Consider the following 14,351-nt stretch of genomic DNA (forward strand, 5'->3'; position numbering starts at 1 on the left):
CGCATAGTCTTTTTTTCGTAAAGTATTATATTTTTAGGTTTCTCTAAATTTTTCTTATGGTATTTTAACGTGCCATACAGAAGATATTCAGATAGACCCTCGAATCCGTACAGATTCTGTTAATAATTATATTCCCTTTTGTATTCAAAGTAAATTTAATTATTTTACGAGTTCCGTTAATTTTTTTAATCGAAATAGTTTCAATATATGACAAAGGCCGTGTGAGCTGTCTTTCGGCAGCTCACACGGCCCTATTAAGGTTCAATCAATTGTTATATTGTTTATGCATTCTTTGCCTGTGCTTTTTTCTTGGTGTTTCTGTCATCGTAGATCGCGTATGCAATGGAAATGATAATCAGTACCCAGATGAACAGGCCGATCGGTCTGGAGAAGAACACACCAAGACTTCCGTTTGCTGCGGATACTGCCTGAATGAAGTAGTTCTCAAGGTCCTTACCAAGGATGAAACCGATTAAGTAGCAGGATGCCGGAATCTTGATCTTACCGAAGATATAGCCAACAACACCGAAGATGAGCAATGCCCATACATCGAAGATACGGCCGTTCTTGGTTGCGTATGCACCAACGATACAGATCATGATAATAACCGGGTACATTCTCTGACGCGGAATGTAGATAATCTTACTGATCCACTTGATCGGGTAGAACATGCAGATGAACATTAAAATGTTACATGCAAGCAGTGCAAGCAGGATGGTATTCCAGGTCTGCGGGTTCTGGGTAATGAACAGCGGACCTACCTGTACGCCCTGCAGCATGAATGCACTGATCAGGACTGCGGTTGTAGAGTCACCAGGGATACCAAGGCTTAATAACGGGATCAGCGCACCACCGGTCAGACCGTTGTTGGAAGACTCGGATGCTACCAGGCCTTCTGCAACACCGGTACCAAGAAGCTCCGGATGCTTAGAAAAGTTCTTTGCCTGTGCGTAAGCAAGAATGGAAGCAGCGGAACCGCCTACACCCGGAAGTACACCCATGAAGGTACCGATCAGGGAAGAACGGAATACGTTAATGCCCTGGCCCTTGAAATCTTTGAGGGAGAATGTGGATTTTCCGTTCATCTCGCCATCCACTTTGTCAATCTTAAAACGCATACCCTCCTCTGCCTCTTCGAAGATCTGGGCGATCGCGAACAGACCGATCAGAACCGGGAGCAGCTGGAAGCCGTCCTGCATTTTGGACTTGAACATTGCCGGAACCATACGGTAAGCATTGTTTACGCTGAACATACCGATCAGGCTGGTCAATACGCCGAGGAAGCCTGCGAATACACCGCGGAGCATCTGGCCCTTGGACAGAGCTGCGATAACGGTCAGTGCGAACAGGATGATGAGGAATTTCTCAACTGCGCTGAACTTCAGTGCTGCTGCACTTAAGAGCGGGGTGAACAGCCACAGGCAGACTAAAGAGATCATGCCACCGAAAAAGCTGGATAAAATACCGATCTTTAATGCTCTCTCACCTTCGCCGCGTTTTGCCATCGGGTAACCATCGAAGGTGGTGGTGATGGAAGACGGGGTACCCGGAATGTTGATCAGGATTGCCGGAACCAGTCCACCGGAGATACCGCCGACATAAAGACCAAGTAACAGATACAGTGCCATATTCAGATCATAGGCGTAGGTCATAGGCAGGAATACTGCTACTGCCATGGTCGCAGTCATTCCAGGGATTGCTCCGAATATGATACCTGCAACCACGCCGAGAAGCGCGATAAGTACATGAGCCAATGAAATCATAATCAAGCTCTCCTTTCCTTAATATAATGTAAATCCCCAGTCCGGGAACGGCATGGTGCACACTCCGCTCGGGAGAGTAATGTTAAACATTACGCCAAACATTACGGAAACCACCACAGAGCTGATCACTGCAATGATAATGCTGACCAGCAGGGATTTTTTCGAGGTTCCTGCATACAATACGTTAAATAAGAAAACAAAGATAATGCTGGTCACGGTAAAGCCGATCACATCCAGACATGCTATGTAAGCAATAAACAGGATCAGTGTGCCAAACAGCTTTACATAATCGCAGTTATCAATGAAGAATTTTCCAGGTTTCTGAAAGAACGGTTTGCCCTCTTTTACACGTGCCATTCCCTCTGTAATGATGATCGCTGCCAGAAAGACGATCAGGATTCCGATCACGATCTTCGGCACGATCCAGTGCTGTGTCGAATAAACAATATGGATCATAGATAGTTTCCCCTTTCTGCTTGTCTGCCGGGCAGTATTCCCGGCAGTGCATTTCTTTAAAAGCAATGCCTGTGGCTGTCATTTTTCCGGCAGGCACGGCATGTCATTTTGGTTTACTGGGTCAGGGTATCCAGGGACGGAGCCTTCTCGATCAGGTCTTTACACATATCACGCTTGTTGTAGATGAACTCCTTGGAAGCCTCTACACCAACCTCGTCTGCGGTCAGGGCATTGTAATACAGCTTCTCCATATCTGCCACAAATTCCGGGTCCTCGGTTACTTTCTTCATAGCTGCCTCGTACTCAGCCAGTACATTTGCGTCCATATCCTTCGGGAAGTACATGCAGAAGTCTTTTGCAAACTCAAACGGCTCACCATTGAAGGTAACGCCATCCTTTGCCATGGAGTCGATCGCTAAGCCCTTTACCTCACCGCAGGAGCCAAACATGGTCATCTTTAACTGATCCTCAACACCATCCTGGGTGTACTGCTCAAAGGAAGAGGTATCGCCGTAGATCACGTCTGCGTTACGATCCCACAGTCTCTGAAGCTTCTCAGCAGTGGTACCGCCAACGATCGCTTTGATACGGCTTGCTACGTCATCGCCGTAGGTATCCTGAATATACAGATAATAAGCAACAAATGCCAGATGGGAGGTTGCGCCGGACTCGATGTTGAAGGATACGGTAGCATCCGGGTTGTCCTGCAGATATTTCGTTACATCACTTAAGTTATTCCAGCCTTTTTCAGCTGCTGCACCGAAACATGCGCCCGGGTTCTGGCCGATGCGCGGACCAACCGTCATGTTCTCCAAGGAATACTGCTCATCTACAGAACCGAACAGAACGCTTAAGAACGTCATGTCGTGGAACATCATAACCGTCTTACCATCGCCCTTTGCATTCTGCATCTCATCCAGGGCTGCTGCATTACCGATCGCATCAACCTTGCCGTTAAATCCCATCTCCTTGCTTAAATAACGGGTTACCAGATCTGCGATCATGTAGGAGTCACCGGAGGTAGAGGTAGAACCGATCACCACGCGGACGTTCTGGCCCTTTAAGCTGCTGTTTCCTCCCCCTACATTTGCGCCTGCATCTGCTGCTGCAGTCTCAGACTGTCCGCCTGCTGCGGTGGTTGCTGCGCTTTCTGTTTTGCCGCCGCAGCCTGCCATAGAAAATACCATTGCTGCGGATGCCGCAACTGCGATTACCTTTTTGAATGTCTTTTTCATTTTCTTTCTCCCTTCCTGTTAAGAAAATTTAATATCTTCACCTTTCCAGATAACTGTGCTAGAATGAATACACAATTTTTGAAAGGGGATATTCACAAATGATTTCAGAAGATCTGACACTTGTTTCGCACGCCTACCGGCGTTACCGGCTGTGCGTACTCTTCATGCTTTTTTTCCTGATTGCCACACTGGCCATGTTTTTCATCACGCGCCCGCTGGTCTTCGTTATGCTTGCCATTGCAGTGGTATTCCACCTGTTTGTGCTGCGTCCGAACCAGAAGGCTTACACCAACGCATATTCAAACGCAAACTTAAAGCTGACCGTCTGCAAAAAGCTTGGAACTGACAAGATTCTGGAAAAAGCACACCAGAACATCACCGAGGAGACCTTAGAGCAGGCCCGCCTGATGCCGGTCCACAGTGAAAAGGGCGGTGCCCCGCTTTTTCGCTGGGAGGTAAGCGGAACTATCAAAGGTGTTCCTGTCACCCTGTGCGATGCCACCATCCCGCAGAGCTTTAAACTCGCCGCAAAGGGCAAACCCCGTGTCCACTTCGATGCCGGTGTCTGGGCCCATATCACACTGCCATCTGACTCCGGACTGCATTTTAGGGTACTGGACGAAACCTCGGTCCCGACCCCGATCCGCATGGAGTACTTTGCAAACAGCATCAGCTACGAAAATGCCCCGTTAGAGGATGAGGACTTAAAGTCTCACTGCGTGCTCTACCGTCCAAAGGGAACGGACCAGCAGCCTTCCTACTCCTTCTGTAAAAGCTTAAAGTCTCTTATGAAGTACACTCCCGGATACGTTGCGGTAAGTGTCCACGGTTCTTCGATGGATGTCTTCATCCGCGGACGGTTTTTAACCCGTGCGCTTTCCCTCACAGAGAAGCCTACAGAAAAAACGATCAGCTTCGATCCATTTCCGGAGCTTTCTTACCTGGTTGATCTTGCCAGATCTGTCTCTTAAAAGACTAATGTTACTCTGCAAATCCTGTTGCTGTTTGCGCAACGCGTGGACAGTAACAGGTCTGACAAGATTTCTTAACACCCATCTTTACATTTTTTTAATGCCAAACAAATTTTTCTTTACGCATTTTTAATAGTTTTGCACAAATTCTTGTCATTTTCTTCGGCATATTTTGATTATATTGCATAATACTTTTCTCGTAAAGTATATATTTTTTAGTTTTCTCTAAATTTTTCTTATATTAAATTGTCACAGCAGGTTTCCTGTGCTATAATTCCTATTGAAAATATTTCCCATCACGGTCCACGCATGCGTGCCCGGCAATACCTTCCGAAAAAATAGAAGCATCAGGCAGAGCCTGTCTGATATGGAGATTTCATATGGATTTAAAACAGATTGAATATATTTTAAAGATTGCAGAAGAAAACAACATTACCCATGCAGCAGAAAAGCTGTTCATCACACAGCCCGCGTTAAACCAGCAGCTCTTAAAGCTGGAAAAAGAGCTTGGCACCCCGCTGTTTCACCGTTCCCGCTCAAACTGGAGGCTAACCGAAGCAGGGGAGATCTATGTAAAGAACGCAAAACAGATCCTGCAGATCAAGAAAAATACCTACGAGCAGATCCGGGATGTGGCTAACCGGCAGAAAGGCATGCTCTCGATCGGCTTTACGCCGGGACGCGGCGTTGCCATTTTCGGAAATGTCTACCCGATCTTCCACCGGGAATTCCCGGAGATCACAGTTGTCCCAGTCGAAAAGCGGGTAAAGGAAATGCAGACCATGATTGCCGGGGACCAGCTCGATGTGGCCTTCATGACGTTAAACGAATACGACCGCACCAAGGACAACTACATCAACCTCTCCAGCGAGGAGATCCTTCTGGCTGTCCCGGACGGACACCCAATCTGCCAGTCAGCTGTTCCCTGTGCCGGACACCCATGGCCGGTCCTCGATCTAAGCCTGCTCAAATACGAGCCATTTGTGCTCATGGACAAGAAATCCACCATGTGGAGCCTGGTCGAGCATATTTTCCAGGAATCCGGGTTTGAGCCGAATATCTTATTCGAAACCCAGAACAACAACACCATTCTCACTATGATCCGTGCGAGGATCTGCTGCGGTCTCATTCCGGCCTACTACGTTCAGGGAGACCTAAGCGGCATTTCCATCTTTTCCATGCCGTCACACCCCTGCTGGCAGATTGCCGCAAGCTATAAAAAAGGGCGCTACTTAAGCCAGGCGGCCCAGCGCTTTATCGAGATTGCAAAAACCTTTTATATCTGTTAGTACGGCACCAGTTAATGTCACATTTATCGATTTTGTATCATTTGTAAATTTTGTATCATTTGTAAAAAAAGATGGGACCACCACATCATATGGCAGTCCCATCTTTTTTCATTTCTTATTCGATTACTTATTACATGCGCTGTTTTTCTCTGCATCTCGTTGCCGTTTCCCAGCGCAGCGTTCCTTTTTTATTTTGCAGAATAGGAATTAGCGCATCTGGCGCATTGCCTCGTGCAGGCATGCATAGCTCTCCTCGCTCTTCTCAACATACGGGGAGTCGATCAGGTAATCCTCAAGAATCTTTAAGTTCTCATCGGTACTCTCTACGCCGAGCTCATCGAAGGTCAGCGGCATATCCATGGACTTCATGTAAGCCTTTAACTGGTCCTTCTCCTCGATCAGATGATTGTAGTACAGCTGTGCAAACAGGCCAACTGCAACGATCTCGCCGTGAAGTGCCTTCTTTGCCTCCTGGGTGAAGAAGGTACGGGTTCCATCGTAGATCATGTGAGCCAGGGCAGACTGGCTGAAGCTCTTGGTGATGTTTGCGATGACACCGGTCACTGCGATATTCACGAAAGCAACCTCCTCTAAGATCTTGGTTACTTTATGCTGGCGGTTGTCCTCGATCGCCTGCTGGCCATATTTTTCCAGAACCTCATAAGTATTCTCAGCCATCTTGAATGCCATGTACAGATCGTATGGGTTGTCCTCCAGTCTCATAACCGGCTTTCCGTTCTGGATCTCGATCCGTTTTGCCATTGCATCCAGGATACCTGCTGCATTGTAGCGGATTGGGCACTGCGCGATCACATCCATATCAACCAGGACTGCATCGATCTCATGCTCATATCTCCAGCAGTTCTTCTTTGCGCCTTCCGGTGTGTACATAACGCTCATCGTGGTGAACGGTGCGCAGGTAGACATGGAAGTCGGGATGTTGACTACGCCAAGACCTGCAGACTCACCAACAGCCTTTGCAAAGTCCATGATCTTGCCGCCGCCGATGCCGACAACCTCATCACAGCCCGCTGCAAGAGCCTTATCTCCGTACTCTTTTGCGCCCTCGTAGCTGCATGCTCCCTCGTAAATCTCGACTACGTATTCCAGACCTGCTTTCTCAAATCCCGGGATCAGGCGCTCTTTGACTGCTGCAAATGCGCGCGGACCTGCAACGATATAAGCTTTTTTACCAAAACGCTTTACTTCCTCGCCGCACTGCTCTAAGAGCCCCTGCTCCTGACGGTATCTTCCTGCTCCAAATTTGATTGCTGTGTCTAATACGATTTTTTCCATTTTCCTCTACCCCTGTCTTTTTGTTTTGTAATACTTTTTGTTTCTGGCTTCATTATAGCGTCCGGCGTACTATAAGTAAAACTCATAGTTTTTAGAATTCTCTAAATAATTCTTTGTCAGTACAAAAAGGAGACCCTGCTTTCGCAGAATCTCCTCAGTTTTACTGTGTGTCACTGACAATTTACAGCTATTTTCTGCCCTCACACAGTTACAGGCAATTCTATTTTCTATCAGCCGTATGCCTTAGCCCAGCCCAACCGGGGTAATGACATTGCCGTTCTCATCGAACTCCAGCGGCTTCGGCTCGTCCAGAGCCTCTACGCCCGGGTACTTGCCATTCTTAACATCCTCGTAGTAGGACTCAGACAGCATGATCTCACCAATATGAAGGCTGTTTGCGATACGCACCATTCTTGCGTGTTCGCGGTCGATCTTGTTGCAGGTGCGGACACAGATCTGCATTGCTTCTTTATCGTTGGCAACGATGCATGGAATCCGCGCGGATGCCAGTACGGTACTGGTAATGCAGTTCGGATACATCTTCTCGACATCCATCTCATCGAAGATCTTCTTGGTAATGGCAGAAGCCAGACCACAGCCCAGTGCGTTTCCGTGAGACTCCTCACTTAAATTCAGGAAGCAGGTACGCTGAACCTTGATACCACCGGTTGCGTATGGGGTAGAGAAGGTTCCGGTGATGTTCGGGTCTACGCCGGTGCCGCTGAAGTTCTTGCCAACCTCATCGACTACCAGGACATCGGTCTCCTCCACAAGAAGCTTTGGCATATTGGAGAAAGCGAACTTCAGAAGTTCCGGCTCTCTTGTCATAATGTCTTTTGCCAGGATTGCCTCGATCTTGCAGGTCTCATCGTATGCATTCTCGATGCACGGGATCGCAAACAGGATCTTTGCCTTTTCCAGAACCACCTTTGCCATGGTCGGGATGTTCTTGGAGATAACATCCATACCATCGGTATGTACCAGGGAAGCGCCTTTCTGCTTGCCCAGACCCACGGTCATCATCTTGCATGGACCGCTCTCATACGGGCCGCGGAATGCATTGTGCGGTTTTAAACGGCAGGAAACGATAATACCGTCTGCCTCATATGCGTTCTTATCCAGATATACGGTTCTGCCGCGCTCGGAAACACCAAGCTCTACCACCTCCATGGAGGACTTGATCGGGCAGCCCATGGTCTCCGGAGTGATGTTGTAGCCTGCCAGGATTTCTAACTGTCCCTCTGCGGTTGCGCCGCCGTGACTTCCCATAGCCGGAACGATAAACGGATGTGCTCCCTTTGCCTTTACAAAGTCAACGATTGCCTTTGTGATAATGTCTACGTTGCGGATTCCGCGGCTTCCTGCGGTAATGGCGATCTCCATCCCCGGTTTGATCAGGGAAGAAAACTGCTCCTGCCCCATCTCGCGGTTTACCACTGCCGGAATATCCTCCGGGCGGATGAAATCACGCGGGAATGTCTGTCTTGCGTGGAACATTTTCGGAATGCTCACATCGCGCAGTAACTCAGAAACCTTGCCGTTTGACTGAATCTCTTTCATAGTACCCTCCTAATTTATAAAAAACACTTGTGACAGTTCTTATTTTTTCTGATACGTTTATCATATCAGCCCTATATAAGAAAGTAAATTTAAACCTTCTTGTGTTTTATTTAGTTAATCTTAATGTAAATCTTGCCTGTCGCCGTAAATCCGATTATACTGAAACTATCCATTTCGCATATCATTCCATACAGAAAGGAGTCCTGATTCTCATGAACCTCAAGGAAATCGAATATATCGTCACCATTGCCGAAGAACAGAAACTGAACCGGGCCGCGGAAAAACTCTTTGTTACTCCATCCGCCCTGACCCAGCAGGTGGCAAACCTGGAACGGGAAATCGGCGCTCCGCTCTTCTACCGTTCCCGCAATGGCTGGACCCCCACAGAAGCCGGCAACGTCTACCTGACATCTGCCCGGGAAATCTTACAGATCCGCCGCGAAACCGACAAACGGCTTCAGGATCTGGTAAACGCGCACCGCGGCACGCTCACCGTAGGCATCACTTCGGAGCACGGAAGCACGATGTTCACCCATATCTACCCGCTGTTTCACCAGGACTACCCGGAAGTCACCATCAGCATTTATGAGAACAGCGTCCGTGACCAGCAGCAGATGCTGCGAAACGGAGAACTGGATCTTGCGTTTCTCACCCTATCCGAAGACCAACGCACCGATGACATTTATACACCGTTGGCAAAAGAAGAACTCCTTCTGGCCGTCCCCGCCTCACATCCGGCCTGCCGGTACGCCCGTGAAACAGAAAAGAGCCGCTATGCAGAACTCGATCTTTCCCTTCTGCAAAGCGACCCCTTCGCCATGATGTACAAGCAGTCCACAATGTTTCGCATGCTGGCAAATCACTTTGAGACATGCGGCTTCTCCCCAAGAACCCTGTTCTATACCCAGCGTTCCGTCAATGCCCTGGAAATGGTCTCCGCCAACATCTGCTGCACCGTGGTTCCTGCGTTTTTCGCCGCCGGTGCCCACCGCAGCACCTTTGAAAATGTGGCATTCTTCTCCATGCCCTCACATCCGGTCTGGGACGTCACCGTCAGCTGCAAGCGGGGCAGCTACTTAACCGATGCCGCCCACGCCTTTATCAAGCTGGCAAAAGAATACTGGGGGGCACTGGAACTGCGCTGAGGCAATTACCGCGCAAGCCGATATCCCGGACTTCATCCACCGCAGGGCCTTTCTTTGGCTTCTAGGCCTGCGGTGCCTCCATAAGTTCCCCGCGCATATATTTGTCCATCGCGTCAGCCACCATCTTGGCATAAGCCGTTGCCTGCACCACGGTCTTGGCACCCAGCACGACATCTCCTGCCGCAAAAATGCCCGGATGCGTGGTCTCGCCAAAACTGTTGGTCACCAGAAGTCCATTCTCGGATGCTTTCAAGCCCTCAGTGGTATTGACCAGCTTGCTCTTCGGTCCCTGGCTGATGGAGATGATCACGCTATCCGCATGAACCTGAACCGGCGTCGCATCTACGCCGGTCTGTTTGCCTTCTTCATCAAATAATACCTTTTTAAACACCGGGCCGTCATCATTGATTTCTACCGGCTGCCAGCCAAACGCAAGCTGCGCGCCGTCTAACTTTGCGTAAGCCGTCTCGTCTTCGCTTGCCTGACTGGTCAGTCCGCGCGCATACAATGTTACGCGGCGGCTTCCTTTTCGAAGCGCGGTTCTCGCCACATCCATGGCAGAGTTTCCCATGCCAATGATTGCCACGCTGTCTCCCAGTTCATAAGAATCCGGGTTTGCCAGATAATCAATCGCAAAATGCACATGTCCCAGAGACTCTCCCTTGATACCCAGAGTCTTCGGTCTCCACACACCGGTACCAATGAAAATACTCTGATAACCGTCACGGAACAGATCCTTGATCTCCAATGCTCCGCCAATGGTGGTGTTCGGACGAATCTTAATGCCGATCTCACGAAGCTTTGTTTTATAACGCTCCAGGATCGACTTTGGAAGACGGAATGCCGGAATACCATACTGCAGCACACCGCCGATCTTATCTCTGGAATCAAAGATCGTCACGCCATATCCCTTTTTTGCCAGCAAGATCGCAATCGTAATTCCTGCAGGACCTGCGCCAATAACTGCCACTTTCTTGCCATTCTTCGGCTGGCACGGAATCTGCATTTTATCAAAATAAGTATCGGAAACATAATTTTCAATGCTGCTGATGTGTACCGGCTCGCCTTTGCGTCCCAGAACACAATGTCCCTCACACTGGTTTCCATGGTTACACACCAGGGAACAGATCATGGACATCGGGTTATTCTCAAACAGCATCTCCCCGGCCTCATTTAAGTTTCCTTCTTTAAACGCCTTGATCATCATCGGGATCGGGGTATGGATCGGACATCCCTGCATACACATCGGTTTCTTACAATTCAGACAACGGTTTGCTTCATTAATTACATGTACTGCCATAACATTCTCTCCCTTTCATCTTGACCAGTAATCAGACAACTGGCCTGTTTTTCATTTTTATACTCATATTCTCAACTTCAGTCTTATTCTACACCTACTGTATTCTGTATACAAGTTAAGTTAAAAAGGCATCAAGTATTTTTGAATTTCGTACAATGTGCAGAATTCCTATGCCGGGAATGCACGAAAAAATGGCCTGAAACCGTTGGTTCCAGACCATTTTTTCTAATTTGCAACAGAATTTTTCAGCTGTTAATTAACAAACAGATTCCTTCTCCATCTATCTCCCAAAGAAACACTTCGTTCTAATGATCAGAAGTGCCGGTGATCGGCATGTTCATATAATAGGAAGTGCCGTCACTGCCTCTGGAATAGCTGCTCATGAAGTCATATAACGTATACACTTCATCCGGCAGCATTGCGTGGATTTTATCTTTTACCCACTGTTCACGCACTAAGGTAATGCCCTGCGTATTCTTAAAATCGTAACCATGGAAATTACCATTCTGATAAGTATAGGTGTTGGACTCATCTGCCGAAATATCATAGCGCACGCGCCACTCTCCAATGCAGGCAGGAACTTTTCCGTAGTCCTTTCCGCCCTCAACAAAATACTTATCTTTCTCACCGACAGACCACATATACGGCATAACCAGGGATGTGTTGACATTGGCAGTTTCGCTCGGCATAACACGCGCAGAGGTCGCTGCGCATGCAGCAATCCATTCCGGATGTGTTAAGGCGATCGTAGAACTCATGAAACAGCCCATAGACTGTCCGCTCACATAAATACGACTTGCGTCAATGGAATAGTTTCTCAGCATATAGGCACGCATTTCAGAGAAGAATGGAAGATCATCCACCTTCCAGGTTGTACTTGCCTTAAACTTACTGTCACTTCTGCATCCCGTTGGGAATACCACAATGAAGTTTCTCTCTTCCGCTACTTTGTCCCATCCGGAACGTGCCGCAAATTCCTCACCAGAACCGCCGCCTCCATGAAACGCAAATACAACCGGCACATTCTTCATGCTTCCATTCTTCACTGCGGTCGGAACATAAACATAAAACTCGCGAAGCGTTCCATTGGATTTCATGGTTTTCCGTTCAATTCCGCGCTCCGCATTGGTGCCAAATGCCCGCAGCGCGTTGATATCACCGCTGTCCTGACGGCGTGTCCGTTTCAGGAAATTGTTATACAGATTACTTGTAAATTCCGGTTTCTGCGTCTGATCCAGACCAAGCGTTACCATAACCTTGGAGCAATCCTGGTAAGTAATCTGATTGGTCTTTGCCAGATAGCCGACCGGCTGATAAATCATGGATGCATACTGATTGGATGAAACCTCGTTTCCACAGGAATTAGCCTGTTTCCAGAACTCAACCAGTTGATTTACCGGCTGTGTAACAGACTCTGCGCCAATCCACATCGGAACTGCCACTTCACTCTTCATAACTCCTTTTGCGTTGCTTGGCGCGGACTTGGCTGCTTCCAGCAAACGCACATCAAAGTTATCTACACCAAATGCGGCAAAACCGGCAAATAATTCCGACTTATCCAGGGCAGCACTCATAACGGTATTTGCGCCATCCCCATAGCCTGCCATATAAAAAGCCGAATCCTGTGTCTGAAGATATTTGCGGCCATCCATGAACTCTACAACGGCATCCGTATACGCAGACTCATCCGCTTTCCAAGCGCCATTTTCCGCTGTCATCAATACAAGGCAGATTCCATTTTCATCCGCTACCGCTTTCCAGCCGGAATCAAGAATAAACTGGCCGGCTTCCGCTCCAGACGGCACTGCAATGGCTACTTCCGGCTGTCTGTATCCTACGGTTTTCGGCACATACTGATACGCGGTTCGGTTGCTTCCATTCTCCAAAGCAAGATCCACGGAATAATACCCGCCTGCCAGCGCCGTTCCCAATGGATTGTTCGGATCCACTGTTACCGTCTCCTGTACTACAGAAGTGAGCGGTACCGGATCCTGCAGCTGATTGCCGCTTGTGACGGTTGCCCCAAAGGCTGTCAGCGGGAATGCCGCCATGATCAATGACAATGTTGCTGTAAATACTCTTTTTGCTTTCATAACCTTCTCCTTCCCAATACGTTCTGTTCCCAGTTTAAAAAATCTCGCCTGAAAAAGCAAATCATAAACCGTTATCCATTCATCACGAATTCTTATTTCTTATTTTTTCTAATGATATTCTTAAAAAACGGATCATTCATTTGCATTCTAACCTGTTAATATATATATGTACATTTAGACTGTAATCCACTACAGATATTTTTTAGAAAACTTCAAAGCAGGGAACCAACATTCAGAAGAACCAGAACAGGAAGGGATATTATGGAATTCAACCAGTTAGAATACGTTGTAGAAGTTGCGGATACAGGCAGTTTTTCCAAAGCTGCGGAACACCTTTTTTATTCTCAGCCTGCTCTTACCCAGCAGATTATCAAGTTAGAGAAAGAACTCGGTGTCCAGTTGTTCCACCGCTCGCACGGAAATGTTACCCTGACGGAGGCCGGAACTGTTTTCGTAAAATACGCCCACTCCATCCTTTTGAACAAAAATGACGCACTGTCTGTCATGAATGATTTTTCCCAGAATCAGACCGGTTCTCTTTCCGTCCTCCTGCCCATGGAGCGCGGAACAGAGATCATGACAGCCATTTTCCCGGATTTTCACAGAAAATTTCCCCACATCACGATGAATGCCATCCAAACCAGCGTGCATCGTCAGTTAAACCGTATCATCCGCGGGGCCGCTGATCTGGGTTTTGTCCTGCTTCCAGACCATTCAGAATTAAATGGGATTGCGTATCATGCACTGACAGAAGAGCAATTTCTTTTTGCCGTTTCCAGGGAAAATCCGCTGTCCCAGGGCGCCGCGGCAGGCAGCACCGCCCTTGCGGATCTTTCTGTCTGCGACTGCAGCCAGCTCTCCCAGGCATCTTACATTTTAACATCACCCTTTACTTCATCCAACAAGATGATCCTAAACTACCTTGCAGAATTGGGCATAACCCCCAATGTCATTCTGCATGTAAATGCCAACCAGTCAATTCTGGAACTTATCCGGAATAACGTTGCCTGCAGCATTCTTCCCGCCTGGTACCGTTCCTTTGATGATGAAATTGCGTACTTTCAGCTTCCGCAGAAGCTGAGCTGGTCCATGTACGCAATCTGGAAAAAAGGATACTACCGGACCAATGCTTCCTTTTTGACCGAAAATCTGATTATGAATTATCTGTCTAAAAAATAAGGTTTCCCCCTCTTTTAAAAAAACGGACCGAAAAGCTGCTGCGGCGGCTTTCCGATCCGTTTCC

11 protein-coding genes are annotated in these 14,351 nt (G+C 48.0%); 4 read left to right on the plus strand and 7 right to left on the minus strand.

Annotation, left to right across the window (positions count from 1 at the left end):
* Positions 1-281 precede the first annotated feature (281 nt).
* The 3 genes from DW922_RS00700 to DW922_RS00710 all read right to left on the minus strand — a co-directional run bounded on the left by DW922_RS00700 (position 282) and on the right by DW922_RS00710 (position 3,454).
* Positions 282-1,763: a tripartite tricarboxylate transporter permease gene (locus tag DW922_RS00700; RefSeq protein WP_118718312.1), complete on the minus strand. Its 1,482-nt coding sequence runs from the start codon at positions 1,761-1,763 to the stop codon at positions 282-284.
* Between the two features lie 18 nt (positions 1,764-1,781).
* Positions 1,782-2,219: a tripartite tricarboxylate transporter TctB family protein gene (locus DW922_RS00705; protein WP_118718313.1), complete on the minus strand. Its 438-nt coding sequence runs from the start codon at positions 2,217-2,219 to the stop codon at positions 1,782-1,784.
* A gap of 113 nt (positions 2,220-2,332) precedes the next feature.
* The gene (locus DW922_RS00710) at positions 2,333-3,454 is read right to left on the minus strand and encodes a hypothetical protein (protein ID WP_118718314.1); all 1,122 of its coding nucleotides are present in this window, start codon (positions 3,452-3,454) and stop codon (positions 2,333-2,335) included.
* Between the two features lie 98 nt (positions 3,455-3,552).
* Between DW922_RS00710 and DW922_RS00715 the strand changes: the two genes are divergently transcribed.
* Both DW922_RS00715 and DW922_RS00720 read left to right on the plus strand, forming a co-directional pair.
* A complete protein-coding gene (locus DW922_RS00715) occupies positions 3,553-4,425 on the plus strand; it encodes a hypothetical protein (protein WP_118718315.1) in 873 nt (290 codons plus the stop codon).
* Positions 4,426-4,805: 380 nt separating this feature from the next.
* The gene (locus DW922_RS00720) at positions 4,806-5,714 is read left to right on the plus strand and encodes a LysR family transcriptional regulator (protein WP_118718316.1); all 909 of its coding nucleotides are present in this window, start codon (positions 4,806-4,808) and stop codon (positions 5,712-5,714) included.
* 207 nt (positions 5,715-5,921) lie between these two features.
* On the opposite strand, the gene DW922_RS00725 is transcribed toward DW922_RS00720, so the two are convergent.
* Complete coding sequence (locus DW922_RS00725; RefSeq protein ID WP_118718317.1) at positions 5,922-7,010, minus strand: iron-containing alcohol dehydrogenase family protein; 1,089 nt, start codon at positions 7,008-7,010, stop codon at positions 5,922-5,924.
* A 243-nt stretch (positions 7,011-7,253) separates the two neighbouring features.
* A complete protein-coding gene (locus DW922_RS00730; RefSeq protein ID WP_118725482.1) occupies positions 7,254-8,570 on the minus strand; it encodes a lactate racemase domain-containing protein in 1,317 nt (438 codons plus the stop codon).
* 212 nt (positions 8,571-8,782) lie between these two features.
* Between DW922_RS00730 and DW922_RS00735 the strand changes: the two genes are divergently transcribed.
* Positions 8,783-9,715 carry a LysR family transcriptional regulator gene (locus DW922_RS00735; protein WP_118725483.1) on the plus strand — a complete coding sequence of 311 codons (933 nt, stop codon included), beginning with the start codon at positions 8,783-8,785 and terminating at the stop codon, positions 9,713-9,715.
* A 61-nt stretch (positions 9,716-9,776) separates the two neighbouring features.
* On the opposite strand, the gene DW922_RS00740 is transcribed toward DW922_RS00735, so the two are convergent.
* Together DW922_RS00740 and DW922_RS00745 are read right to left on the minus strand one after the other, a co-directional pair.
* The gene (locus DW922_RS00740; RefSeq protein WP_118718320.1) at positions 9,777-11,015 is read right to left on the minus strand and encodes an NAD(P)-dependent oxidoreductase; all 1,239 of its coding nucleotides are present in this window, start codon (positions 11,013-11,015) and stop codon (positions 9,777-9,779) included.
* Between the two features lie 305 nt (positions 11,016-11,320).
* Positions 11,321-13,108 (minus strand): alpha/beta hydrolase-fold protein, encoded by a 1,788-nt coding sequence (locus DW922_RS00745; protein ID WP_118725484.1) that lies wholly within the window; start codon positions 13,106-13,108, stop codon positions 11,321-11,323.
* Between the two features lie 261 nt (positions 13,109-13,369).
* Between DW922_RS00745 and DW922_RS00750 the strand changes: the two genes are divergently transcribed.
* Positions 13,370-14,287, plus strand: coding sequence for a LysR family transcriptional regulator (locus DW922_RS00750; protein ID WP_118718322.1), 918 nt, complete (start codon positions 13,370-13,372; stop codon positions 14,285-14,287).
* Positions 14,288-14,351: the final 64 nt, after the last annotated feature.

Source organism: Clostridium sp. AM42-4 (assembly GCF_003480105.1).
Lineage (GTDB): Bacteria > Bacillota > Clostridia > Lachnospirales > Lachnospiraceae > Brotaphodocola.